Source organism: Kitasatospora sp. NPDC015120, assembly GCF_043080305.1.
Classification (GTDB): domain Bacteria; phylum Actinomycetota; class Actinomycetes; order Streptomycetales; family Streptomycetaceae; genus Kitasatospora.
The window spans coordinates 286,724-311,599 of sequence record NZ_JBIBVJ010000005.1 but is presented as its reverse complement, the minus strand read 5'-3'; the positions used below and the strand labels follow the sequence as shown (position 1 = coordinate 311,599).

Genomic DNA, 24,876 nt, shown 5'->3' with positions numbered 1-24,876 from the left:
GGCGGGAGGCGCGCAGCATCGGCAACTCAACCGAGCAACTTGGACATACTGCCACAGCCGGGAGCCGGAAAGCCAATCGGGGCCGGTGAGGCGTACCTCACCGGCCCCGACGGCACGGTCCTGCCGGGCCCCCGCGGACCCGCTACTTCTGCGGGCCGTTGTCCCAGGGCGCGCGGCGGCCGCAGACCTCCAGCCAGTCCTCGGTGGCGACGCCGGCGCACCAGACGAACTTCTTGTCGTCCTTGTCCGGCTCCCAGTCCTTGGTGATGATGCCCGCGCAGTCGGAGACCGGCGCGTACGTCGGGCAGCTGCCGTCGGCCTTCTTGATCGTGTGCGCCCGCCAGGCGTCCAGCCCCATCCGCCCGTACTTCTCGTGCTCGGGCATGTAGCGGTTGACCGACCAGGAGGCGCCCATGGTGCCGAACAGGGCGAGCGCGCAGACCAGGCCGGCGGCGAGCTGGCGCAGCGCCCGGCCCGACAGCACCGTGGTGCCGGCCGGTGCGTCGTCCTTGCGCAGCACCCGCTCCAGCCAGCCGCTGCCACGGTGGTAGGCGGCCATCAGCCCGAGCACGGCGAGGATCATCAGGCAGTACAGGATGATCCAGGTGGTCCGGGGGTACAGCGCGACCGTGCCGCTCTGCGCCATCTTCCCGGCGAAGGTGAACCGCATCAGCCAGGCCCCGGCCAGCACCGCGGCGGCCGTGCGCACCGCGAGGTTGCGCAGCCCCAGCCCGATGCCCAGGCCGACGCCGGCGAGCAGCAGCAGGGTGAAGCCGGTCTGGCCCGCGAGGTCCCCGGTGGCCGGGTACTCGTGGTAGGTGGTCGTGCCGACCCGGTCGGACAGCCAGCCCATCACGTAGGCCGGGTCCGTGTAGGTCATGATGTAGCCGTACCGGTCCGGGACGTCCGCGCCCACCTTGGCCAGCTGGTAGAGCAGCGGCGCGCCGACGATCCCGGCGCTCACCACGGTGGTGGCGAGCAGGCCGAGCCCGTTGCGGACCGCGGTGCGGCCCTGGCGCCAGGGGAAGACGAAGAGCGTCAGCACGGCGATGCCGGGGGCCGACCACAGGTACCAGCCGGAGTACCAGAGGAACAGCAGACCGAAGACGACGCCGAAGCCGGTCCCGCGCAGCAGGGCCGAGCGCAGCGGGAGCTCCCCGGCGCGGCGCAGCTCGCGCAGGACCGCGGTCAGCAGCGGCACCAGGATGATCATCACCACGTGGCTGTACGGGCGGATCGGGTCCAGGAAGACCACGGCGGCCGGGATCGCGATCAGCAGGGCCCAGAACGGGCGCAGCAGCAGCCGCCAGGCCAGGTAGCTCATCGGGCCGACCAGCGCGCTGAAGAAGATCTGCAGGTCGTGCAGGGCGAAGCCCTCGCTGCCGACGCCGTTGTAGCGGTACTTCGCCCAGAACGCGATCAGCGCCGGGAAGCCGGGCGGGTAGACGCCGGGCAGGCCCTTGTCGTCCAGGAACCCGGTGGCCATGTGGACCAGCACACTCGGGTCGCCCTCCTGTCCGCCGAGCGGCCACGGGGTCCCGTGCAGGGCCACCACGACACCGCCGGCCACCACGCCGGTGGACAGGCCGGCCAGCGCGGAGCAGACCAGCCGCTGGGTCAGCCGGTGCCGGCGCAGGGTGCCCCGGTAGGCGGTGAACAGCAGCGCGGCGAGCAGCGGCAGCCCGATGATCGTGACGTACTGCTGGATCTTGGCGAGGCCGCTGACCTGGCCGATCCGGTTCAGCGGATTGACGTCGATCCGGGTGCAGAGCAGCGTGAAGCCCAGCGCCGCGACGACGCCGACCACGACCTCCGCGGTGATCTGGGCCCAGCGGCGGGTCAGCAGTGCGGGCTTCTCCGCGGCCGGTGCCGCCGACGCCGCTGCGGCTCCGGCTTCGCGTGAGGGGCCCTTCTCGCGGACCACGTCCGGGGCCAGATCAGTCATCTCGGTCCACTTCCGTCAGGCGGCGCCGCCACGTCCGGGGGCGCCGGCCGCAGGTGCGTTCCACTGCGGCGTTCGGTTGGATCAGGCTACGGGGGTGTCGTGCCCCGGGGCGTTCGGGATTCTTCCACGCCGCACAACACCCGTGCCAACCGCAGATCCTCCGCCGGATCCTCACAGCGGGGGTGCCGTCGCTACCCGCACTTGCCTTCCGGGGCGAACTTCGGGCAGGTGCCGTCCGGCAGCGGGGTGGTGTGCGCGAACCACGCGAACGAGCCCCAGGAGCCCTGGTTGGCGGGCATGAAGCGGTCGATGGTGGAGGAACCGGCCATCGAGAAGAAGAACGCCAGGGCGCAGAGCACCGCTCCCCCGGTCCGCAGGGCCGGGGTCGCGACGGCGCGGCCGGAGGACTCCGCCGTCGCGGTCCGCTCGCCGGCGGCGAACCTGCGGCTGAGCAGGTAGCAGGCCATGCCGAAGAGCACGATGCCGCAGTACAGCAGCTCGGCCGAGGTGCGCGGGTAGAGCTGCACCAGCTGGTCGCGCTCCATGTGCGAGGCGAACCAGTAGCGCATCAGGAAGGCGCCGAGCATGCAGAAGGCGGCGACCTGGACCACCGGCAGGGCCGCGCCCAGCCAGAGCGCGGCGCCCACGCCGACGACCAGCAGCAGCACGAACACGCCGACACCGCCGAGCTCGCCGGGCAGCGGCCAGGCGCCGTTGGCGATCACGCCCGGCGAGTCGCCCTGCCACATCGCGAAGTACGCGGGGTCGACGTTGGTGTCGAAGTACATGTAGGTGTCGGGGGTGTCCGACCCGGCGAGCAGCCGCTGCAGGTAGAGGCCGGCCACCAGCAGGAAGACCACGGCGGTCGCGCCCAGCAGGGCGGCCGCCCGCAGGACGGCGTCCTTGCCCTGCCGCCAGACCTTGGCCAGGGTGACCACCATCACCGCCAGCATCCCGGGCGCCGACCAGACGAACCAGCCCGAGTACCAGAGGAAGAGGAGGGCCAGCGCGAGGCCGTAGGCGGCGCCGGTGAACAGCGCGGTCCGCACGCTCCTGCCGGTGGAGCGCAGCAGGCTGGTGGTGAACCGGGCCAGGACGGGGATGAGGACCAGCAGCACCACGTCGACGTACGGCTTGGCCGCGTGGACGATCGGGAAGACCGGCACCACGCCGATGGCCAGCGCCCACAGCGGCGGGAGCAGCAGTCGCCACGCCAGGTAGACGGCCGGGCCGGTCAGCGCGATCAGCACCAGGCCGAGCATCTTCAGGCCCAGCCCGGGCTGGCCGGGGTAGAGGAGGTCGGTCCAGCGGGCCAGCAGGTGCGGGAACAGCGGCGGGTAGACGCTGGAGATCGGACGGCCTTCGAGGATGTCGCCGGTCCACTGCTGGAGCTGCCCGGAGTCACCGCGCTTGGCGTTGAGCGGCCAGACCGTGCCGCGCAGGGCGACCGCCACGCCGCCGGCGTAGAGCCCGGTGGCGAGACCGGACAGCGAGGCCGCGGCGGTCCGCAGCGCGAGCGGGCGCGAGAACCAGCGGCTCGCCGCCCACCACAGCAGGGCGAGGACGACGAAGGCCAGGATGAACCGCAGCTGGAGCGCGGCGAGGCCGCTGACCTGGCCGACCCGCTGCATCGGGTTGACCTTGATGAACGTGCAGATCCAGGTGAACCCGAGGGCAACCAGGACTCCCGATGCTGCCTCGACGGCCCCGGGCGCGAGCCGTCCGAGCAGGGACGGCCGGGCATCGGCGGCATCCGAGGAAGGCCGCTGACGCGCGATTATTCGAGGCCCGGTGGCCGTCGCAGACATGTGTGCCGCTCTCCCGAACGATGAGGACCTAGAGCTGCGCGACGCGCTCGTCGGCGCCGACCTCGGGCTCGGTGAAACGGTCGGTGTTCACGCGCTGGCCGTCGTTCACCGCGACGGTGCGGGCCAGGTCGGTGAGCTTCTTCTCCAGCGAGCGGAAGCGCATGAAGGTGTTCAGGGTCATGAACGCCATCGCCACGACCAGCAGGTAGAGCACCAGGTCGGTGCCGCGGCCGACGCCGAGCTTGTTGGCGATCCAGGTCACGTCCTGCGGCCGCAGGACCGCGTAGACGTTGGCGACGACGAAGGCGAAGAACGCCATCCGCTTCCAGGCGCGGGTGTGGGCGGCGTCCCAGCGGCGGACGAAGGCGAGCACGAGCACACCCGTGCCGACCATGAGCAGCAACTGGATCCAGATGTACTTCACTTGCGGCCACGCTCCCTGAGCGAGATGTCGAAGAGGATGTTGACGCCGTTGATCAGCGACTGGCCCTTGGAACGGGAGTAGTCGGTGTACAGGATGTCCACCGGCACCTCCATGACCCGCAGGTCCGAGGCCGCCAGGAAGGCGACGATCTCGGAGGCGTGGGCCATGCCGTTCATGGTGATGCGGAGCTTGGTCGCGGCCTCGCGGTTGATGACACGGAGTCCGTTGTGGGAGTCCGTCAGGTTGAGCTTGCGCGCGGTGGGGCTGATCGTCGCGGCGGTCCGCAGGACCACCCGCTTGATCCACGGCACCTCGCCGGTCTGCTCGATGAAGCGGGAGCCGAGGACCACGTCGGCCTCGTCGGCCCGGAGCAGGGCGACCATCTTCTCGACGTCGTGCGTCTGGTGCTGGCCGTCGGCGTCGAAGGTGGCGAAGTACTTGGCGCCGGGCTGCTTGAGCGCGTAGCTGAGACCGGTCTGCAGTGCGGCGCCCTGGCCGAGGTTGACGGGGTGCTGGACCAGGTGCGCCCCGGTGGTCATGATGTGCTCGGACGAGTTGTCCGTGCTGCCGTCGTCGACCACGACGATGTTCGGGAAGGTCTTCCGGGCCCCCTCGATCACGTCGGCGATGACGGTTCCCTCGTTGTAGGCCGGGATGACCAGCCACACGTCGTCGTAGTCGGACATCATGACTCCATGCCGCGGCCGCCGGCCGCGAGTTTCAGGGTGCGAAGAAAGACGGGCTGCGGGCCTCGGCGACAGCGACGTGTCGTCATACCGAGTCCACGAGTGAGGGACGGGCGGACTCGGCGGAACCGGCCGGAGAAGTCGGCGGCTTCCGCAGGAAGGTCAGCCAGACCGCGGCGAACATGCATGCGACAGCGGCCAGCGAACCAACAGTGTAGGCGAGGCAGACCCGGGTCGCGATCGGGCCGGGTACCAGGGTGGTCACGATCAGCGCAACAACACCCAACGCCCAGCCGAGCAGTTGGAGACGGTGGCGGTGCAGCACCAGCAGCGCCTGACCGAGCACCATCGCGAGCATGTAGCAGAGCGTACCGGCCGACATCCAGAGGAAGTCGAGCGAGCCGAGCACGTCGTCGGCCTTGAAGAGCACCTGGATCAGCCACGGGCCGAGGACGGTGGCGGGGATGCCGCCGGCCACGCCGAGCACGGTGACGACCGCGCAGGTGCGGACCAGCAGCTTGGAGAACCCGGCCCGGTCACCGGCCGCCGCGGTGCTCGACAGGCCCGCGAGCAGCGAGGCCTGGAGCGAGCCGAAGACGAACAGCGGGACGCGGGCCAGCACCACGGCGTTCAGCAGGCCGGCCACCAGGGCGGCGTCGTCCGGGGCGAGCAGCTGGGTGGAGACGACCGCGGCGTTGACCACCACCTGCGAGAGCAGGGTGGAGGCGACCAGCGGCGCCAGGCCCGAGGTGAGGGACCCCCAGCCGACCGCCGGGCCGGACCGCACCCCGGCGAGCAGCGGGCGGGCCGTCGCCACCACGGCCACCAGCGGCGCGACGGTGAGGATCAGCGCGAACGCCAGCGGCGAGCGGACGCCGGCCACCGCGCAGCCGCCGGCCAGCGCGATCCGCAGCGCGCCGTCCACCGCCAGCTGGGCGCCGTACGCGCCGAACCGGTTGAGGCCGGCCAGCACGCCGCGGCTGACGTTGCTCGCGGCCATCGCCGCGAAGGCGATGCCCAGCGCCATCACCATGTCGGTGCGGCCGTCGAAGAAGGTGCGGGCCAGCGGCCGGACGGCGACCGCCATCCCGACCGCCATCACGGCCAGCATCCCGACGGTGATCAGCAGGATCCGGCGCACCACGGGCGCCGCGCCCTGGCCGCCGACCGCGCGGGCGGCGACGATCCGGGTCAGCTCCTGCTCGACCGGGAAGAAGAGCCCCAGGCCGACCGACATGAGGATCGTCCAGAGCAGCGAGACCGAGGCCATCTCCGGCTTGCCGAGGCTGTAGCCGGCCGCCATCAGGTGGACGTAGGAGGCGGCGCCGAGCAGCACCGTCCCCCCGATCACCAGCTGGGTGCCCGGGGGGAGAGCGCTGACGACCTTGGCCAGCGGGGAACGGCGCGCCGGCGCCGTGCTGCCCTCGTGGTTCACGATTGCTGCGCGGCCCTCACCTTGAGCGGCTCCCACCAGGCACGGTTCTCGCGGTACCAGGCGATGGTCGAGGCGAGGCCCTCCTCGAAGGTGACCTGCGGCTCGTAGCCGAGCTCCTCGCGGATCTTGGTGATGTCCAGCGAGTAGCGCAGGTCGTGGCCCTTGCGGTCCTCGACCCGGTCGACCATGTCCCAGCCCTGGCCGGCGGCCTCCAGCAGCAGGCCGGTGAGCTCCTTGTTGGTGAGCTCGACGCCGCCGCCGATGTTGTAGACCTGGCCGGCCCGGCCCTTGCGCAGCGCGAGGTCGATGCCGCGGCAGTGGTCCGAGACGTGCAGCCAGTCGCGGATGTTGCCGCCGTCGCCGTACAGCGGGACGCGCTTGCCGTCGATCAGGTTGGTGGTGAAGAGCGGGATGACCTTCTCGGGGAACTGGTACGGCCCGTAGTTGTTGGAGCAGCGGGTGACCACCACGTCCATGCCGTGGGTGCGGTGGTAGGCGAGGGCGAGGAGGTCCGAGCCGGCCTTCGACGAGGAGTACGGGGAGTTCGGCGCGAGCGGCCACTCCTCGGTCCAGGAGCCCTCGGTGATCGAGCCGTAGACCTCGTCGGTGGAGACGTGCACGAAACGGCCGACGCCGTGCTTGCGGGCGGCGTCCAGGAGCACCTGGGTGCCGACGACGTTGGTCATCACGAACGGGCCGGCGCCGGCGATGGAGCGGTCGACGTGCGACTCGGCGGCGAAGTGCACGACCGCGTCGTGGCCCGGCATGGCCTGGTCGACGGCGTCGATGTCGCAGATGTCGCCGCGGACGAAGGTGTAGCCCGGGTGGTCGGCGACCGGCGCGAGGTTCTCCTCGACGCCCGAGTAGGTCAGCTTGTCGAAGACGGTGACGCGGGCCGCGGGATCCGCCGACAGCAGCGCGCGGACGAACTGGGACCCGATGAATCCGGCGCCGCCGGTGACGAGGATACGCATAGTGCGGCTGAGTATAGTGCGCGCGCGGAGGCGCCCCGTCCCGGGTCCGCGGGGTGCTGCGTGGGCGTCCGAAGGCTGGTTGCCGCGGGGTCGGGCAGGCCACGTAAGGTGTGCGCCATGCGCGGCATTCTTCTTGCGGGCGGCACCGGTTCCCGCCTCTGGCCCCTCACGCGGGCAGTCTCGAAGCAACTCCTCCCGGTCTTCGACAAGCCGATGATCTACTACCCGCTCTCCACGCTGATCATGGCGGGGATCCGCGAGATCCTGATCATCACCACCCCGCAGGACCGCGAGCAGTTCGAGCGGCTGCTCGGCGACGGCTCGCAGCTCGGCCTGGAACTCCAGTACGCCGTCCAGGAGCGCCCGGAGGGCATCGCCCAGGCGTTCGTGCTGGGCGCGGACTTCATCGGCGACGAGCCGGTCGCGCTGATCCTCGGCGACAACATCTTCCACGGCAGCGGCCTCGGCACCCGGCTCGCCCAGCGCACCGACCCCAAGGGCGGCATGGTCTTCGCCTACCCGGTGGCCGACCCGACCGCCTACGGCGTGGTCGAGTTCGACGAGTCCGGCCAGGTCATCTCGATCGAGGAGAAGCCGGTCAGGCCGAAGTCCCGCTACGCGGTGCCCGGCCTCTACTTCTACGACAACCGCGTGGTGGAGATCGCCCGCACGATCACCCCGAGCGCCCGCGGCGAGCTGGAGATCACCGCCGTCAACGACGCCTACCTCCAGCGCGGCGAGCTCCAGGTCACCGTCCTGGACCGCGGCACCGCCTGGCTGGACACCGGCACGTTCGTCTCGATGGTCCAGGCCTCGGAGTTCGTCCGGGTCATCGAGGAGCGCCAGGGCTTCAAGATCGGCTGCGTCGAGGAGGCGGCCTGGCGGGCCGGCTTCCTGACCTCCGACCAGCTGCGCGAGCTGGCGCAGCCGCTGCTGAAGAGCGGTTACGGCCAGTACCTGCTGAACCTGCTGGACGAGGAGGACGCCCGATGAAGTTCCGCGAGCTGTCCATCGAGGGCGCCTGGGAGATCACCCCGCAGCAGCACGGGGACCCGCGCGGCCTGTTCATGGAGTGGTACCGCTTCGACAGGCTCTCCGAGGTGGTCGGCCACCCGCTGCGGATGGCCCAGGGCAACCTCTCGGTCTCCGCCAAGGACGTCGTGCGCGGCATCCACTTCGCCGACGTCGCGCCCGGCCAGGCCAAGTACGTGAGCTGCGTGCGCGGCGCCGTGCTCGACGTGATCGTCGACCTGCGGGTCGGCTCGCCGACCTTCGGCCGCTGGGAGTTCGTCCGCCTCGACGACGTGGACCGGCGCTCGGTCTACATCTCCGAGGGCCTGGGCCACGGCTTCTGCGCGCTGACCGACGACGCCACGCTGTCGTACGTCTGCTCCGAGACGTACAACCCGACCGGCGAGCACGCGGTGCACCCGCTGGACGCGGACCTGGGCATCGAGTGGCCGGCCGAGGTCCCGCAGCTGTCCGCCCGGGACGCCGCCGCCCCGACGCTGGCCGAGGCCATCGAGACCGGCCTGCTGCCGGACTACGAGGAGTGCCTTCGCTACCGGCGCTCGCTCAGCGGCCAGTAGCCTTCTCGCCGTCCCCTCCTACCCGGAAAACACCTGGTGCGCCGCTCATGACAACTCTTGACATCATGCTGCCCTACTACGGCAACGTCGCCCTCATGCAGGCGGCCGTCCGCAGCGTCCTGGCCCAGAGCGACCCGAACTGGCGGCTCACCGTGGTGGACGACGGCAAGGAGCCGGACGTCCCGGGCTGGTTCGCCGAGCTCGGCGACGAGCGGGTCTCGTACCAGCGCAACGAGCAGAACCTCGGCGTCACCGGCAACTACCGCAAGTGCCTCGGCCTGGTGCGCGAGCAGCACTTCGTCATGATGGGCACCGACGACATCATGCTGCCGAACTACGTGGAGACCGCCCGGGCCATCCTCAAGGACAACCCGGACATCGGCATGGTGCAGCCGGGCGTCCAGGTCATCGACGGCGACGGCACGCCCACCGAGGGGCTGGTGGACCAGGCGAAGAAGCGCATCTACGCGCCCAAGGTCCAGGGCCGCAAGCTGATGAGCGGGGAGGAGCTGGCCATCAGCCTGCTCCGCGGCAACTGGCTGTTCTTCCCCTCCATCTGCTGGCGCACCGAGGCCGTGAAGGCGGTCGGCTTCCGGGACAACCTGGAGGTCACCCAGGACCTGGCGCTGGTCATCGACCTGCTGCAGACCGGCGAGCAGATGATGATCACCGACAAGGTCACCTTCCAGTACCGCCGGCACGCCGTCAGCATCTCCTCCGCGCAGGCCTTCACCGGCGTCCGCTTCGAGGAGGCCAACCGCTTCTTCCGGGACGTCGCCGACCGCCTGGACGCGCACGGCTGGTCCCGGGCCGCCAAGGCCTCCCGGCTGCACCTGTCCTCCCGGATCCACGCGCTCACCATGGTCCCGGGCGCGGTCAAGAACCGGCACAGCGAGGGCACCAGGACCCTGCTGCGGCACGTCGCCGGCACCGACCGCTACTGAGCAACGCCCACCGCCCCACCCGTACCGACCCATCGGAGCCAGAGGCCATGGCCGCTAGCAGCTCAGCCCTCCCCCGGATCGCCGTCCTCGGCGGCACCGGCTTCATCGGGCGCACCATCCTCGCCACCCTGGCCGAGCGGGGCCACCACCTGCTCACCATCGCCCGCAAGGAGCCGGCCGACGCCCTGCCCGGCGGGTTCGCCCGGCTCGACCTGACCGTCGACCCGCCGGCCGAGCTGGCCGCCCTGCTCGCCGAGCACCGGATCGACGTGGTCGTCAACGCGGCCGGCGGCATGTGGGGCCTGACCGACGAGCAGATGGTGGGCGCCAACGTCGGCATGGTCACCCGGCTGCTGGAGGCGCTGCGCTCGATGCCCGCTCCCCCGCGCCTGGTCCACCTCGGCACGGTGCACGAGTACGGGCTCTGCCCGATCGGCGTCAGCCTCTCCGAGGACTCCGAGCCGAACCCGTCGATGGTCTACGGCAAGCTCAAGCTCCAGGCCACCGAGCTGATCGCGACCGCCGTGCGCGAGGAGGGCCTGGACGCGGTGGTGCTCCGGCTCGGCAACGTGGTCGGTGCCGGACAGCCCTCGCACAGCCTGCTCGGCGTGATGGCGGGCAAGCTGGCCGCGGCCCGGGCGGCCGGCACGACCGCCGAGCTGGCCCTGCAGCCGCTCACCGCCCAGCGGGACTTCGTCGACCTCCAGGACACCGTCGACGCGATCGTGGCCGCGGTCCCGTCCAACCCGAAGGCTCCGGCCGTCCTCAACGTCGGCCTGGGCCGGGCGAGTTCGGCCCGCGAGCTGGTGGAGCTGCTGATCGAGGTCAGCGGTGTGCCGACCGAGGTCACCGAGGTGCCGGCGCCGGAGGGCAGCGGCCCGGAGACCGAGTGGCAGCAGCTGGACGTCACCGCGATCGAGCGGGCCTTCGGCTGGGCCCCGCGCCGCAGCCTGCGCGAGGCCGTCCGCACCCTGTGGGAGCACGCGGCCAAGGACGGTTCGTCCCCGGACGCAGGCCGCTAACGATTCGCCCAGCACGGTGAAGGCTTCCGGCAAGCTCGATAGGATCCCCCGAGGGTCCGATCGGGCCCGTGCGCCGGAGGCTTTCTCCGCGTCTCCACTTCCGGAAAGCATGAACCGCTCTCATGTCTCCTAGGCTTTCTCTGCCTGGCCGTCGCGGGACCCTGGCCGAGCTGTACTCCTCCCGGGCCAACAGCTTCGGTGTGCTCCGGCTGCTGCTCGCCTCCGCCGTCGTCGTCTCCCACATGTACCCGATCGCCTGGGGGCGGCTCGACCCGCTGTGGCTCCGCAGCGGCCAGCAGACGGACATCGGCAAGATGTCGGTCATCGGCTTCTTCGTCCTGTCCGGCTTCATGATCAGCGGAAGTGGCGCCCGCAGCACCGTCGGCCGCTACGCCTGGCACCGCGCGCTGCGCATCCTGCCCGGCCTGTGGGGATCGCTGCTGGTCTCCGCGCTGGTGATCGTCCCGCTGCTGTACCACTGGCAGCACGGCACCTTCGACGGCTACTGGGACCACCCCCAGGGTCCGGTGAACTACCTCAAGGGCACCTGGAACACCGCCATGAGCACCGGCTGGGACATCTCCGGCGTGATGGCGGAGGGCCGGACCAAGGGCACCAACTTCGACCCCGGGGTGAACGGCGCGCTCTGGTCGCTGAAGTACGAGATCCTCTGCTACGTCCTGATCGGGCTGCTCGCGGCCGGCGGCGTGCTCCGCAAGGCCCGGCGGTTCATACCGCTGCTCGCCCTCGCGCTCGGCGGGCTCATCCTGCGCGACTGGGTGAACGCGCCCTCGCTGCGCGGGATCCCCGGCGACCAGCAGTCCTTCGTCATGGTGCCGTTCCTGGACGCCATGTCGGTCCACATGCTGATCCACCTGGTCTTCGTCTTCATGATCGGCGCGACCTTCCAGCTGTACCGCGACAAGCTGGTCATCCACGACGGCGTGGCGCTGATCTGCGCCGCCGTGCTCGGCCTCACCCTGTGGACCGGCGGCCTGTTCGTCTTCGGCTACCCCGCCTTCGCCTACCTGCTCCTCTGGCTGGCCATCCGGCTGCCCCGGCCGTTCCACAAGATCGGCCGCAAGCGCGACTACTCCTACGGCATCTACATCTACGGGTTCACCGTCGAGCAGGCGCTGGCGGTGCTCGGCTACGCCAAGCACGGCAAGCCGGTCTACCTGGCGCTGGCCATGGCGGGCACGGTCGTCCTGGCCGCGCTCTCCTGGCACCTGCTGGAGTCCCCGGTGATGAAGGCCAAGAACTGGACCCCGTGGCCGGTGCGCCGGCTCAAGGAGCGCGCGGCCGTCCGGGCCGCCCGGCGGGGCGAGCCCGTCGAACCCGGCGCCGCCGCCCAGCCGCAGTCGCCCGCCGAACCGGCCCCGCCGAAGGTCTCGGCCTGACCGGCCCGGCCGGCACCGGACGGTGCCGGCCGGACGTGGAAGTGCCTGGCCCGCCGCCCCTCACGGGGGACGGCGGGCCAGGCACTTCCGTCGTTCCGGGCGCCTCAGCGGTTCTTGAAGACCCAGACCTTCATCAGCAGGAAGCGCACCACCGTGGCGAGGCCGTTGGCGACGACCAGCCCGCCCACCTCGACCACCCGGGAGGCGTCCGGGACGGCCAGGTCGAGCAGCGCCAGGACGCCCGCGCTCAGCCCCAGGCCGATGAGGAAGGCCACCGCGCCCTGCAGCTGGTGCCGCAGCGCGCCCTCCGAGCCGGTGATGCCGAAGGTGAAGCGCCGGTTGGCGGCCGTGTTGGCCACCGCGCTGACCGCCAGCGCGATCAGATTCGCCACCTGCGGGTCGGTGAAGGCGCGGGCGGCGACGAAGAGCCCCAGGTAGAAGAGGGTGCTCAGGACACCGATCACCAGGAAGGACGGCAGCTGCCGCTTGACGGGCGGAGCCGTCTGCGGGGCCGCCCCAGGATCGTCCGTGGAAAGCATGCGGGTTACCCGTTCATCCGGTCAGGCCAGCTCGTACACGACGGTCCGGCCGTTGTCGTAGACCTTGCTGGTGAGAGTGCCGAGCTGCGGTGACTCGGCGCCTGCCTTGCGGTCGACCACCAGGTACCGCACCCGGTGCTCCCGGCGCAGGCCGTCGAGCAGCTCCGCGGTCGGCTGGTAGATCGCATTCTCGTTGCGCTGGAACAGCTCCTGGTCCCAGAACGGCCGCCCCGAGGCGACACCGCCACCGCTCTGCGCGATCATGCGCGGCGCGTAGGCCCATCCCTCGATGAGCACCGAACGCTCCGAGTACGCGCTGAGCCACTGGGAGCGGTAGTTGGTGCAGCGGTCGGTGGTGGTGTAGTTCTCCGGCTCCCAGCAGTGGCTGTTGGTCGCGATGACGTCCGCCGGGTCGCTGTGGGCGCGCACCCAGCGGGCCGCGTCGATCTGGCTCTGCGGCAGGATCCAGGTGCCGTCCCACACGTACTGCCGGGACTGCAGGAGGTCCAGTGCCGTCCCCGGGACGCCGACCGCCAGCGTCGCCGTGAGCAGGACGATCCCGCCCCGGCCGCGCAGCCGCGGCCAGATCCGGCCCGACCCCCACCACAGCAGGGCGCCGACCGCCGCCAGCCCCGCCAGGACGACCGTCCCGCCGAGCACCGGCAGCAGCGGGGCGTACGGCTGCCAGGCGTCGTAGGCACCGGCCGCCTTGGCCACCAGCTCGGCCCAGCCCCGGGTGTGGCGGTACATGCCCCAGGTGAGCCCGGCCACCAGGACGAGCACGCCGGCGGCCAGCAGGACCCTGGCCCGCACGGACAGCGCCGCCCGTTCCGCGGCCTCGCAGTAGCCCCAGGCGGCGAGCAGGGCGCCGAAGGGCGCCGAGGCGATGGTGAAGTAGCTGGAGTTGAAGCCGTTGACCACCAGGTAGGCGGCCGGTCCGGCCACGGCGCCGCCCAGCAGGAACCACTGCGCCGGCTCCAGGTTCAGCCGGCGGTGGCGGAACAGCGGGAGCACGCCGGCCAGCCGGACCTGATGGGTGATCACGAAGGCCGCCAGGGTGGCGATCACCACGGCCGCCTGCGCCGCGGTGCCGCGCATCTGCGGCGTGTTGGCCCAGTACTGCTGGACGTTGCCGAAGGCCACGACCTCCAGGCCGTAGCTCTCGAAGTCGAAGATGACGGCGGTGGCGAAGAGCTGGGCGCCGGCGATGACCGCGCCGAGCCCGACCACCGTCCAGGGGATCCGCCGGCCGGTGACCAGCATCACCAGTCCGGCCAGCGCGAGGCCGGCCAGGGTGACCGGCAGCGAACTGGCCTTGGCGGCGCTGGAGGCCAGCGCGAACCCCGCCACCAGGACGAAGGCTCCGCGCCCGAAGGCCGGCACCCGGCCTCCGTCCGCCGGCTCCTCCCCCGCGGCGTCCGGGCCGCCCTTGCGGCCGATCAGCGCACCGACCACACCGACCAGGGCCACCAGCAGCGGCTGGCTGTAGGTCAGGGACAGGCTCCCCCAGGACATCAGCCGGATCGGCGGGAAGCCGAAGGTCCAGGAGCTCACGTTGTTCGGGTAGGCCGCGGTGAACTCGCCCACCGCGAAGAACAGCAGCGCCGCCGCCGGGCCGGCCCAGGCCTTGCCGCTGAGGCGCTGCGCCACCACCGCGATGATCAGCACGGTCAGCGCGCTGAGCGCCGGGACCATCAGCCGCATCGCCACCACCGGCAGGTCGATGTGGCCGACGAGGTCGGTCATCGCCATGTGCGCGAAGGTGAACCAGTGGTAGTGCAGCGGCTCGCCCGCCGCCTGCGGGAAGGTCGGCGGCATGTCGTGCGTCGCGCTGCCGGCGAGCGAGAGCATGTACGGCAGATCGCCGAAGATCCTCGTCGAGTCGTCCGTCGGCAGCACGGGGAAACGGGCCAGGTTGGCCTCGTAGTAGTAGACGACGGTCAGCGCGACCGTGCCCGCCAGGGCCCAGGAGCGTCCGGCCGAGAAGGGCCGGTAGCCCCGCGGCCGCCAGTGCCGCCGCAGCCCGGGCACCAGCGCGAACGGGAGCACCACCGCCAGCGGCCAGAACGTCGCCACCGACTGGAGGCCCAGGCCGACCAGCACGGCCCAGGCCGCCAGCTCCAGCACGAGGCCGGTGACGGCGCCGAACGCGAGGTCCTCCAGCAGCGTGTAGGGGCGGCGGCGCAGGCTGCGGAAGACCAGGGTGCCCGGCAGCAGCACGCCCCAGAGCACGTAGAAGGTGTACCGGGCGATGTCGTTCACCGACGTGTCGGCGGCGAGCAGGGCCGCCACCAGCACGAGGTAGGCCGCGGCGGCGGGGAGGAACCGCACCGCGGTCCGGCCGTAGGCGGCCGGCGCCGGGCCGTCGGTCGGCCCGCCCGGTCGGCGGGCGGACCGGGAGGCGGCCACGGTCGTGTCGGTGCTGTCCAAGGTTCTCGTCTCTCTGCCGGCCCGACCAGCGGTGCCTGGGCTTGTGCGCTAGCGGGCCGACGCGGACGGCTCGGGCCGGCCCCGGACGGCGTCCGCGGCCGAGTCGTACCCCACGAAGTAGGCCGGGCGGGCCTGCGCGGCGGAGTAGATCCGGCCGACGTACTCGCCCAGCAGACCGATGCAGACGAGCTGGACGGCGCCGAGGAACAGCATGCCGACGAAGAGGGAGGACCAGCCGGGCACGGTCTCGCCCAGCGCGTACTCGACCGCGGTGTAGACGCCCAGCACGAAGCAGAGCACCAGGCTCACCAGGCCCAGCCAGGTGGCGAGCCGCAGCGGCGCCGCCGAGAAGTTGGTGATGCTGTCGATGGCCAGCCGGAGCATCTTGGAGAGCGGGTAGTGCGTCGAGCCGGCGACCCGCTCCTCCCGCACGTAGACGACCTCGCCGCTGGGGAAGCCCAGCCACGGCACCAGCAGCCGGTAGACCGGCTGGTGCTCGGGCATCGCCTTGAGCGCGTCGACGGCGGCCCGGCTCAGCAGGCGGAAGTCCCCGGCCTGGTTGGGCATCTTCTTGCCGACCAGGCGGCGCATGAGCCAGTAGTACGCCCCGGCCGTGCGGCGCTTGAAGACGGTGTCGGTGCCGCGGTCGCCGCGCACGCCGTAGACGATGTCGAGGCCCTGCTCCTGGGCGAGCTGGAGCATCTCCGGGATCTTCTCCGGCGGGTCCTGAAGGTCGGCGTCGATGGAGACGACGTAGTCCCCGAAGGCGCGGTGGATGCCGGCGGTCAGCGCCGCCTGGTGCCCGGAGTTGCGCGCGAACCGCACGATCCGGAACTCCGGCCAGTCCTGGTGGACCTTCTGCATGATCGCCGGGGTGGCGTCGGTGCTGCCGTCGTCGATCCCGACGACCTCGTAGTCGATCCCCAGCCGGTCCAGGATCGGCCGCAGACGCTGAACGGTCAGGGGCAGCGCTTCCTGCTCGTTGTAGATCGGCATGACGACCGACAGCAACGGTGCCGGGGTCCCGGCCGCCACGAGGTCGTGCCCTGCTGCGTTGAACATCGTTTCTCGCCTGTCCCCATGTTTCCAAGAACGATACGGCGGCACGGACCGACCGGGATGCCCCCACCAGCCGGACACCCTTCACCCACCGTGTCCGAAGTACCCGCGGACAGCAATGGGGGGAGCCCCAATGAGCGGCCAGAATAGCAGGCAGGCATGAAGCCGCTCCCCATGGCCGGAGGGTCACCGGCGCGTTCGTCACGCCGACACGCCGAAGGGCCCCACACACCTCGGGAAAGGTGTGCGGGGCCCTTCGGCTCGCCTGATCGGACAGGCAGGTCAGAAGGTCAATTACTTGACGATCTTGGTGACCTGGCCGGCGCCGACGGTGCGGCCACCCTCACGGATGGCGAACTTCAGGCCCTCCTCCATGGCGACCGGCTGGATCAGCGCGACCGTCATGGCGGTGTTGTCGCCCGGCATGACCATCTCGGTGCCCTCGGGGAGGGTCACGACGCCGGTCACGTCCGTGGTACGGAAGTAGAACTGCGGGCGGTAGTTGTTGAAGAACGGGGTGTGGCGGCCACCCTCGTCCTTCGACAGGATGTAGGCCTGGGCCTCGAAGTCGGTGTGCGGCGTGACCGAACCCGGCTTGATGATGACCTGGCCGCGCTCGACGTCCTCGCGCTTGATGCCACGGAGCAGCAGACCGACGTTCTCACCGGCCTGGCCCTCGTCGAGCAGCTTGCGGAACATCTCGATGCCGGTGACCGTGGTGGTGGTCTTCTCGGTCTTGATGCCGATGATGTCGACGGTCTCGTTGACCTTGAGGATGCCGCGCTCGATACGACCGGTGACGACGGTGCCACGACCGGTGATCGTGAAGACGTCCTCGATCGGCATCAGGAACGGCTGGTCCACGGCGCGGGCCGGGGTCGGGATGTTCTCGTCGACCGCGTGCATCAGGCCGAGGAGCTTCTCGCCCCACTCCTTGTCGCCCTCCAGCGCCTTCAGCGCGGAGACGCGGACGACCGGCAGGTCGTCGCCCGGGAACTCGTACTCGGAGAGCAGCTCGCGGACCTCAAGCTCGACGAGCTCCAGGATCTCCTCGTCGTCCACCATGTCGGCCTTGTTCAGGGCGACGACGATGTAGGGGACGCCGACCTGGCGGGCCAGGAGGACGTGCTCCTTGGTCTGCGGCATCGGGCCGTCGGTGGCGGCGACCACCAGGATGGCGCCGTCCATCTGGGCGGCACCGGTGATCATGTTCTTGATGTAGTCCGCGTGACCCGGGCAGTCGACGTGGGCGTAGTGGCGCGCCTCGGTCTGGTACTCGACGTGCGCGATGGAGATGGTGATACCGCGCTGCCGCTCCTCCGGCGCCTTGTCGATCTGGTCGAACGGCGTGAAGGGGTTGATCTCCGGGTACGCGTCGTGCAGCACCTTGGTGATGGCCGCGGTCAGCGTGGTCTTACCGTGGTCGATGTGACCGATGGTGCCGATGTTGACGTGGGGCTTCGTCCGCTCGAACTTCGCCTTCGCCACTGAGTCCTCCTGAGGACAGTTCCTGTACGCCGTGCTGACGCCAGTTGGTCTTTGATCGGTTTTGGTGCGGGTTGTCCGGAGGACACCCCGTGCCGTCCCGCTGGTGGGGGGGCCGGAGGCCCCGGGAGGATCCGGCCGGATCCTCCCGGGTTGCCTCCTAATAGCCTAAGGCTTCGTTATCGTCCCGAATGTCGGGACGTCACTCGCCCTTGGCCTTGGCGATGATGTCGTCCGCCACGTTCTTCGGAACCTCGGCGTACGAGTCGAACTGCATCGAGTAGCTCGCGCGACCGGAGGTCTTGCTGCGCAGGTCACCGACGTAGCCGAACATCTCGGAGAGGGGCACCAGCGCCGTGACGACGCGGGCACCGTGACGCTCGTCCATGGACCGGATCTGGCCACGGCGAGAGTTGATGTCGCCGATCACGTCGCCCATGTAGTCCTCGGGCGTGGTGACCTCGACGGCCATCATCGGCTCCAGGAGGACCGGCTTGGCCTTCTTGGCGCCTTCCTTGAAGGCCATCGAACCGGCGATCTTGAACGCGAGCTCGGAGGAGTCGACGTCGTGCGCGGCACCGTCGAGCAGCTTCACGCGGACACCCTGCAGCGGGTAGCCGGCGAGGATGCCGAACTCCATGGCCTCCTGGCAGCCGGCGTCGACCGACGGGATGTACTCGCGCGGAACGCGGCCACCGGTGACCAGGTTGACGAACTCGTAGCCCTCGGCCTGCTCAAGCGGCTCGATCGCGATCTGCACCTTGGCGAACTGACCGGAACCACCGGTCTGCTTCTTGTGGGTGTAGTCGATGCGCTCGACCGCCTGGCGGATGGTCTCGCGGTACGCGACCTGCGGCTTGCCGACGTTGGCCTCGACCTTGAACTCACGGCGCATGCGGTCGACCAGCACCTCAAGGTGCAGCTCGCCCATGCCCGCGATGATGGTCTGGCCGGTCTCCTCGTCCGTGTTGACCTGGAAGGACGGGTCCTCCTCGGCGAGACGCTGGATGGCGACACCCAGCTTCTCCTGGTCACCCTTGGACTTGGGCTCGATCGCGACGCGGATGACCGGGGCCGGGAAGTCCATGGACTCCAGGATGACCGGGTTCTTCTCGTCGGACAGCGTCTCACCGGTGGTGGTCTGCTTCAGGCCCATGACGGCGATGATGTCGCCGGCGCCCACCGAGTCGATCTCCTCACGCTTGTTCGCGTGCATGCGGTAGATCTTGCCGATGCGCTCCTTCTTGCCCTTGACGGCGTTCAGCACCGAGGTGCCGGACTCCAGGCGGCCCGAGTAGACCCGGACGAAGGTGAGCTTGCCGAGGTGCGGGTCCGACATGATCTTGAACGCGAGCGCGGCGAGCGGCTCGTCGTCCGAGGCCTTGCGGGAGATCTTGACGGTGTCGTCGCCCGGCTTGGTGCCCTCGATGGACTCGATGTCCAGCGGGGACGGCAGGTACTTGACGACGGCGTCGAGCAGGGGCTGAACGCCCTTGTTCTTGAACGCGGTGCCGCAGAAGATCGGGGTGAAGTCCGAGTTCAGCGTGCCCTTGCGGATCGCCGTCTGCAGCAGCTCGACCGGGATGTCCTCGCCCTCCAGGGCGAGCTCCATGATCTCGTCGCTGACGTTCGACACGGTGTCGATCAGCGCCTCGCGGTACTCGTCCGCCTGCTCCTGCAGCTCGGCCGGGATGTCGACGATGTCGTACATCTCGCCCTTGGCGGCCTCGGCCGACCAGACCAGCGCCTTCATGCGGACCAGGTCGACAACGCCCTGGAAGTCCGACTCGGCACCGATCGGCAGCTGCATGACCAGCGGGGTCGCGCCGAGGCGGTCCACGATGGTCTGGACGCAGAAGAAGAAGTTGGCGCCCGTGCGGTCCAGCTTGTTGATGAAGCAGATGCGCGGGACGCCGTAGCGGTCAGCCTGCCGCCACACGGTCTCGGACTGGGGCTCGACACCGGCGACACCGTCGAACACCGTCACGGCACCGTCGAGGACGCGCAGCGAACGCTCCACCTCGACGGTGAAGTCGACGTGACCCGGGGTGTCGATGATGTTGATGGTGTGGTCGGCATCGTCGACGGTCCAGTGACAGGTCGTCGCGGCCGACGTGATCGTGATGCCGCGCTCCTGCTCCTGCTCCATCCAGTCCATGGTGGCAGCGCCATCGTGGACCTCACCGATCTTGTACGACACGCCGGTGTAGAACAGGATCCGCTCGGTGGTGGTGGTCTTGCCCGCGTCGATGTGCGCCATGATCCCGATGTTGCGGACCCTGGCGAGGTCAAGGGAGGTTGCAGCCATGGTGGCTCGTTCTCTCTCTGTCTAGTGACGGGGTACGGACTACCAGCGGTAGTGCGCGAAGGCCTTGTTGGACTCGGCCATCTTGTGGGTGTCCTCGCGACGCTTCACGGAAGCGCCCAGGCCGTTGCTGGCGTCGAGGATCTCGTTCATCAGGCGCTCGGTCATGGTCTTCTCACGACGGGCGCGCGAGTAACCGACCATCCAGCGCAGCGCCAGGGTGCTGGCGCGGCCCGGACGGACCTCGACCGGAACCTGGTAGGTCGCGCCACCGACACGGCGGGACTTGACCTCAAGGGCCGGCTTGACGTTCTCCAGCGCGCGCTTCAGCGTGACGACCGGGTCCGAGCCGGTCTTCTCGCGGACGCCCTCAAGGGCGCCGTAGACGATCCGCTCGGCGGTGGAGCGCTTGCCGTGCAGCAGGATCTTGTTGACCAGCTGGGTGACGACCGGGGAGCCGTAGACCGGGTCGATGATGACCGGGCGCTTCGGGGCGGGGCCCTTACGAGGCATTCTTACTTCTCCTTCTTGGCGCCGTAGCGGCTGCGGGCCTGCTTGCGGTTCTTGACACCCTGGGTGTCGAGCGAACCGCGGATGATCTTGTAGCGGACACCAGGAAGGTCCTTCACACGACCACCGCGAACCAGCACGATGGAGTGCTCCTGCAGGTTGTGGCCCTCGCCCGGGATGTAAGCGGTGACCTCGATCCCGCTGGTGAGGCGCACACGGGCGACCTTGCGGAGAGCCGAGTTCGGCTTCTTCGGGGTGGTCGTGTACACACGCGTGCAGACCCCACGGCGCTGCGGGGAGCCCTTCAGCGCGGGAGTCTTGTTCTTCTCGACCTTGTCCTGCCGGCCCTTTCGGACCAGCTGCTGGATCGTAGGCACCGTTTCTCCGTTTTCTGTGTGCCAAGGCTTGGTGGAACTAACCTGCGGTGATTCCCTCGCACACGGCCCCGTGGTCGACCCACGCGGTCGGGTGTGTTGGGTTTTTTCCGGCACGGAATCCCGTGGGCTGATGTACAGCGACGGCGCTCTACGCGCGGCGCGCTGGGAGGCGCTCCGGCTCGGCGCGGCGACCGGTGTGCATGCACGCACAAGGACCCGGGGACACCCCAGGCACAAGGTCAGAGCGTACCTAGCGCATCGGGCGCGGTCAAAACAAATGCAACGCCGCAGGTGACAGCCATCGGCCGGGTGTCGCCCGGGTGTCCCGCGCGCGGCCGCCCGGTGTCAGGTCGTCCTCCTGCCGCTCTACCACACCCGGGAGGCCGCCGCCACCGCAACGGGCCGCCGGCGGCGCGCCGGGAATCAGCCGAACAGGAGCACCGCGGTCATGATCAGCAGCCAGAAGCCGATCGACAGCCAGCCGAAGACGATGCCGGTGACGGCCATGCCGTCACCGTCCTCGTTGCGCTCCTCCGCCTGCCGGCGCCCGACGTGGCCGGTGATCACCGCCGGCACCCCCAGCAGGCCGACGGTCGGCACGCAGAGCAGGCCCAGCACCAGCGAGGTCGCCGCGACGGCGTTGGTCCGGCGCGGCGGCGGCGGAGCCAGGAAGGTCGGCGGCACCGGCACGGCGACCGGACCGGCCATCGACGGCGCCACCATCTGCGGGGCCACCATCGGCCCGGCCGGCAGGTCGGCGACCAGGCGGGCCAGCTGGCCGTAGGTCTGCGCGTTGCTCGCCGCCTCGAACCGCTCGCCGTACTCGGTGGCGCTCAGCCGGCCCTCGGCGAACGCGGCCTTCAGCACGTCCACCGTCCGCTCGCGGTCCGTGGTCGCCGCGCGCATCGCCGACTGCGGCATCGCGGCATGGTGCGCCGCGTGGTGCGCCGCGGGCGGCATCCCCGGGACGGGCGGCACGGACGCGGGCGGCTTCGCCGTCCCGTAGCCCTGCTCACCCCACGGCTGAACGGCCATCCGCCACCTCCCGGTACCCCCGCGCGACCACGGTCCCACCCCGCCCACTCGACTCTCATAGTGCAGGACGAACGGGCGTCCTGAGTAGTTGCCGGATCCGCGGACCAGTCGCCCTCGTACGGGAAATCCGGCCGCGGTCCGGCCTCCGCCGGGCCCCGCCGGCCGCCCCGCTCACCCGTTTGGCGCAGACACACCCGGGGCATCGCCACAGGAGACAGGCCCGGCCGGACGGTGGCAGGCTGTCGTCGGGGCCCGTGTCGATCATGGAACCTGCACCGCCCCGACCGGTACGACCACCAGTGGAAAGAGCCGCCATGCAGGCGTCAGCGCCGCCGCCGTCCCCCGTTCCCGCCGCCCCCGCGCCCTCGGCCGTGTCCATCCAGGGCCTGTGGAAGCACTTCGGCACCCAGGCCGCCGTCGCCGGGCTCAGCCTGGAACTTCCGGCCGGCGCGTTCATCGGACTGGTCGGCCCCAACGGCGCCGGCAAGACCACCACCCTGTCGATGGTCACCGGACTGCTCCGGCCCGACCAGGGCACCGTGCTCATCCACGGCGCCGACGTCTGGGCCGACCCGGTCGCCGCCAAGGCCCGGATCGGCATCCTCCCCGAGGGCCTGCGCATGTTCGAGCGGCTCAGCGGCCGCGAACTGCTCCAGTACAACGGCCGGCTGCGCGGCCTGCCCGGCGCCGAGGTCGACCGCCGGGCCGAGGAGCTGCTCGCCGTCCTGGACCTCGCCGGCCACGCCGACAAGCTGGTCGCCGACTACTCCACCGGCATGCGCAAGAAGATCGGCCTCGCCGCCGCACTGCTGCACAACCCGGACGTGCTGTTCCTCGACGAGCCCTTCGAGGGCGTCGACCCGGTCTCCGCCCAGACCATCCGCGGCGTGCTCAAGCGCTACGCGGCGGCCGGCTCCACCGTCGTCTTCTCCAGCCACGTCATGGAGCTGGTCGAGCAGCTCTGCGACTGGGTCGCCGTCGTCAGCACCGGCCGGGTCGTCGCCCAGGGCCCGCTGGACACCGTCCGCGGCGGGCGCAGCCTGCACGAGGCGTTCCTGGAGCTGATCGGCGTCCGGGAGGACGACGGCCAGGCGCTCGGCTGGCTCGGCGGGGGCGACCGGTGAGCACCCGCACCGCGCCCGCGCACCCCGGACTCCCGGACGGCCCTCCCGACGGCCGGACGGTGGTCCGCACCCTCGTCTCCCTCAAACTCCGGCTGCTGCGCAACGGCCTGCGCCGCAGCCGCGGCCGCGCCGTCCTCTACGCGCTCGGCACCGTCCTCGGCCTGCTGTTCGCCGGCGGGATCGCGCTCGCCCTGGCCATGCTGGAGCACGCCGTCGACTCCGGCTCCGCCGGTGACGCGGGCGTCGTCCTCACCGGCGCGCTCACCGTCGGCTGGGCCGCGATACCGCTCTTCCTCTTCTCCAGCGACGAGAGCGCCGACCCGACCCGGCTCACCATGCTGCCGCTGCGGCCCGGACCTCTGCTGCGCGGCTCCGTGCTCGCCGCCCTGCTCGGACCCGGGCCGCTGGTCAGCCTGGTCCTGCTCACCGGCGCCGCGCTGTCCGGCGCCGGCGGCGCCTCGGCGGCGGCCGGGGTGATCGGGGTGGCCGGGGTGCCGCTCGCCGTGCTGACCGTCGTCGTGCTCTCCCGCTCCGTCGCCGCCGGCAACGCCCGGCTGCTCTCCAGCCGGCGCGGCAAGGACTTCGCGATCTTCGGCGGCCTGCTCTTCGCCCTGCTGGTGCAGATCGCCAACGTCGGCTCGCAGAGCGTCTTCGGCAAGCCCGGCACCGACGGCCTCGACCTCGAACCGCTCGCGCCGATCGCCTCCGTGCTGCGCTGGATCCCGCCGGTCTCCGCCGTCGACGCCGTCCGCACCGCCGGGGAGGGCCGGTACCCGCTCGCGCTGCTCCAGCTCGCCGCGACCGGCGCGCTGCTCGTCCTGCTGCTGCGCTGGTGGCGGGGCAGCCTGCAGCAGCTGATGGTGACCGCCGACGCCTCCACGGTGGAGGTGGTGCGCGGCGTCCAGGAGCCGGGACGCGGCTGGCGCTTCCTGCCGGACGGCCGGGCCGGCGCCGTGATGCAGCGTCATCTGCGGTACGCCTGGCGCGAGCCGCGGGCCAAGGCCGCCGTCTTCACCAGCATCGGCATGACGCTGGTGATCTGCGTGCTGTCGATCGTCCAGGGCTGGTCCACGGTCTACCTGGTGGCGATGACCGGGATGTTCCTCGGCCTGCAGATGCTCAACCTGTTCGGCATGGACGGCTCCGCGTTCTGGATGGTCGCCGCCACCCTGCTCACCCCGGCCGACGCCCGCGACGAACTGCGCGGCCGCGCGTTCGCCCTGCTCTCCTACGCCGTCCCGGTCACCCTGGTGCTCGCCGTCGTCCTCGCCGCCGCCTCCGGCGACTGGTCCGGCCTGCCCGCCGCCGTCGGCCTCGCCTTCGCCCTGCTCGGCAGCGGCATCGCCATCGGCGCCGTGCTCAGTGTGCTCGCGCCGTACACGATGCCCGCCGACAACAACCCGATGCGCAACGCCGCCCCCGGCCAGGGCGGCCTGGTGATGCTCAACAGCTTCGGCTCGATGTTCGGCAGCGTCGTCGTCGCCTCCCCCGCCATCGGCTACCTCGCCTGGGCGCTCGCCGCCGACGCCCCCACCTGGCCCCTCCTCCTCGCCGGCCCCCTCTACGGCGCCGTCATCGCCACCCTGGGCCTGCGCCTGGCCGCGGGCCGGTTGCTGGAGCGGCTCCCGGAGATCCTCGCCAAGGCCGTCGAACGCTGACCCGGTGGGGGGCGGGAGTGGGAAGTCGGCCCCGTCGGCTTCCCACTCCGCATCGGACGCTCCCAGGAGGCATTCCGGCCGCCCGCGCCGTTGGGCAGCCGCAGCCGGCAGCAGTGACGAGGGCGGA

General features: G+C 70.9%; 21 protein-coding genes. 7 read left to right on the top strand and 14 right to left on the bottom strand.

Going from position 1 to position 24,876, the window contains the following annotated elements; translation table 11 throughout:
* Nucleotides 1-142 precede the first annotated feature (142 nt).
* The 6 genes from ACF1AK_RS15570 to rfbB form a co-directional block, all read right to left on the bottom strand.
* Nucleotides 143-1,945, bottom strand: a complete 1,803-nt coding sequence (locus ACF1AK_RS15570) for a hypothetical protein (RefSeq protein ID WP_391499313.1) — start codon at nt 1,943-1,945, stop codon at nt 143-145.
* Between the two features lie 191 nt (nt 1,946-2,136).
* Nucleotides 2,137-3,753 (bottom strand): hypothetical protein, encoded by a 1,617-nt coding sequence (locus ACF1AK_RS15565; protein WP_391499312.1) that lies wholly within the window; start codon nt 3,751-3,753, stop codon nt 2,137-2,139.
* A gap of 28 nt (nt 3,754-3,781) precedes the next feature.
* Nucleotides 3,782-4,177 (bottom strand): DUF2304 domain-containing protein, encoded by a 396-nt coding sequence (locus ACF1AK_RS15560; protein WP_391499311.1) that lies wholly within the window; start codon nt 4,175-4,177, stop codon nt 3,782-3,784.
* On the bottom strand, nt 4,174-4,863 hold the full coding sequence (locus tag ACF1AK_RS15555) for a glycosyltransferase family 2 protein (RefSeq protein WP_380292233.1): 690 nt from the start codon (nt 4,861-4,863) through the stop codon (nt 4,174-4,176). The genes ACF1AK_RS15560 and ACF1AK_RS15555 overlap by 4 nt, the downstream gene beginning before the upstream one ends.
* Nucleotides 4,864-4,948: 85 nt before the next feature.
* Nucleotides 4,949-6,298: a lipopolysaccharide biosynthesis protein gene (locus ACF1AK_RS15550; RefSeq protein WP_391499310.1), complete on the bottom strand. Its 1,350-nt coding sequence runs from the start codon at nt 6,296-6,298 to the stop codon at nt 4,949-4,951.
* On the bottom strand, nt 6,295-7,272 hold the full coding sequence (gene rfbB, locus ACF1AK_RS15545) for a dTDP-glucose 4,6-dehydratase (protein ID WP_391499309.1): 978 nt from the start codon (nt 7,270-7,272) through the stop codon (nt 6,295-6,297). The genes ACF1AK_RS15550 and rfbB overlap by 4 nt, the downstream gene beginning before the upstream one ends.
* 117 nt (nt 7,273-7,389) lie before the next feature.
* Here rfbB and rfbA point away from each other — a divergent pair, with 117 nt between their 5' ends.
* From rfbA to ACF1AK_RS15520, 5 genes are all read left to right on the top strand, one after another.
* The gene (gene rfbA / locus ACF1AK_RS15540) at nt 7,390-8,265 is read left to right on the top strand and encodes a glucose-1-phosphate thymidylyltransferase RfbA (protein WP_391499308.1); all 876 of its coding nucleotides are present in this window, start codon (nt 7,390-7,392) and stop codon (nt 8,263-8,265) included.
* Nucleotides 8,262-8,861 (top strand): dTDP-4-dehydrorhamnose 3,5-epimerase family protein, encoded by a 600-nt coding sequence (locus ACF1AK_RS15535; protein ID WP_380755227.1) that lies wholly within the window; start codon nt 8,262-8,264, stop codon nt 8,859-8,861. Before rfbA ends, ACF1AK_RS15535 begins: the two co-directional genes overlap by 4 nt.
* A 47-nt stretch (nt 8,862-8,908) precedes the next feature.
* On the top strand, nt 8,909-9,805 hold the full coding sequence (locus ACF1AK_RS15530) for a glycosyltransferase family 2 protein (protein ID WP_391499307.1): 897 nt from the start codon (nt 8,909-8,911) through the stop codon (nt 9,803-9,805).
* Between the two features lie 47 nt (nt 9,806-9,852).
* On the top strand, nt 9,853-10,827 hold the full coding sequence (locus ACF1AK_RS15525; protein ID WP_391499306.1) for an NAD-dependent epimerase/dehydratase family protein: 975 nt from the start codon (nt 9,853-9,855) through the stop codon (nt 10,825-10,827).
* A gap of 122 nt (nt 10,828-10,949) precedes the next feature.
* Nucleotides 10,950-12,227, top strand: coding sequence for an acyltransferase family protein (locus ACF1AK_RS15520; protein WP_391499305.1), 1,278 nt, complete (start codon nt 10,950-10,952; stop codon nt 12,225-12,227).
* A 104-nt stretch (nt 12,228-12,331) separates the two neighbouring features.
* Here ACF1AK_RS15520 and ACF1AK_RS15515 read toward each other — a convergent pair whose 3' ends face one another.
* The 8 genes from ACF1AK_RS15515 to ACF1AK_RS15480 form a co-directional block, all read right to left on the bottom strand.
* Nucleotides 12,332-12,766: a GtrA family protein gene (locus ACF1AK_RS15515; protein ID WP_391499304.1), complete on the bottom strand. Its 435-nt coding sequence runs from the start codon at nt 12,764-12,766 to the stop codon at nt 12,332-12,334.
* A gap of 21 nt (nt 12,767-12,787) precedes the next feature.
* Complete coding sequence (locus tag ACF1AK_RS15510; protein ID WP_391499303.1) at nt 12,788-15,196, bottom strand: hypothetical protein; 2,409 nt, start codon at nt 15,194-15,196, stop codon at nt 12,788-12,790.
* A 48-nt stretch (nt 15,197-15,244) separates the two neighbouring features.
* Nucleotides 15,245-16,258, bottom strand: coding sequence for a glycosyltransferase (locus tag ACF1AK_RS15505; protein WP_391499302.1), 1,014 nt, complete (start codon nt 16,256-16,258; stop codon nt 15,245-15,247).
* A 291-nt stretch (nt 16,259-16,549) separates the two neighbouring features.
* A complete protein-coding gene (tuf, locus tag ACF1AK_RS15500; RefSeq protein WP_030280743.1) occupies nt 16,550-17,743 on the bottom strand; it encodes an elongation factor Tu in 1,194 nt (397 codons plus the stop codon).
* Between the two features lie 199 nt (nt 17,744-17,942).
* Nucleotides 17,943-20,048 carry an elongation factor G gene (fusA, locus tag ACF1AK_RS15495; RefSeq protein ID WP_391499301.1) on the bottom strand — a complete coding sequence of 702 codons (2,106 nt, stop codon included), beginning with the start codon at nt 20,046-20,048 and terminating at the stop codon, nt 17,943-17,945.
* A 39-nt stretch (nt 20,049-20,087) separates the two neighbouring features.
* Nucleotides 20,088-20,558 carry a 30S ribosomal protein S7 gene (gene rpsG / locus ACF1AK_RS15490; protein WP_030055803.1) on the bottom strand — a complete coding sequence of 157 codons (471 nt, stop codon included), beginning with the start codon at nt 20,556-20,558 and terminating at the stop codon, nt 20,088-20,090.
* Nucleotides 20,559-20,560: 2 nt separating this feature from the next.
* A complete protein-coding gene (gene rpsL / locus ACF1AK_RS15485; protein ID WP_014144289.1) occupies nt 20,561-20,932 on the bottom strand; it encodes a 30S ribosomal protein S12 in 372 nt (123 codons plus the stop codon).
* A gap of 423 nt (nt 20,933-21,355) precedes the next feature.
* A complete protein-coding gene (locus ACF1AK_RS15480; RefSeq protein WP_391499300.1) occupies nt 21,356-21,967 on the bottom strand; it encodes a DUF1707 and DUF4190 domain-containing protein in 612 nt (203 codons plus the stop codon).
* A 314-nt stretch (nt 21,968-22,281) separates the two neighbouring features.
* On the opposite strand from ACF1AK_RS15480, the gene ACF1AK_RS15475 reads away from it, so the two are divergent.
* The gene (locus ACF1AK_RS15475) at nt 22,282-23,091 is read left to right on the top strand and encodes an ABC transporter ATP-binding protein (RefSeq protein WP_391499299.1); all 810 of its coding nucleotides are present in this window, start codon (nt 22,282-22,284) and stop codon (nt 23,089-23,091) included.
* Entirely contained in the window at nt 23,088-24,749 is a 1,662-nt protein-coding gene (locus tag ACF1AK_RS15470; RefSeq protein WP_391499298.1) for a transporter, read from the top strand. Before ACF1AK_RS15475 ends, ACF1AK_RS15470 begins: the two co-directional genes overlap by 4 nt.
* Nucleotides 24,750-24,876 lie beyond the last annotated feature (127 nt).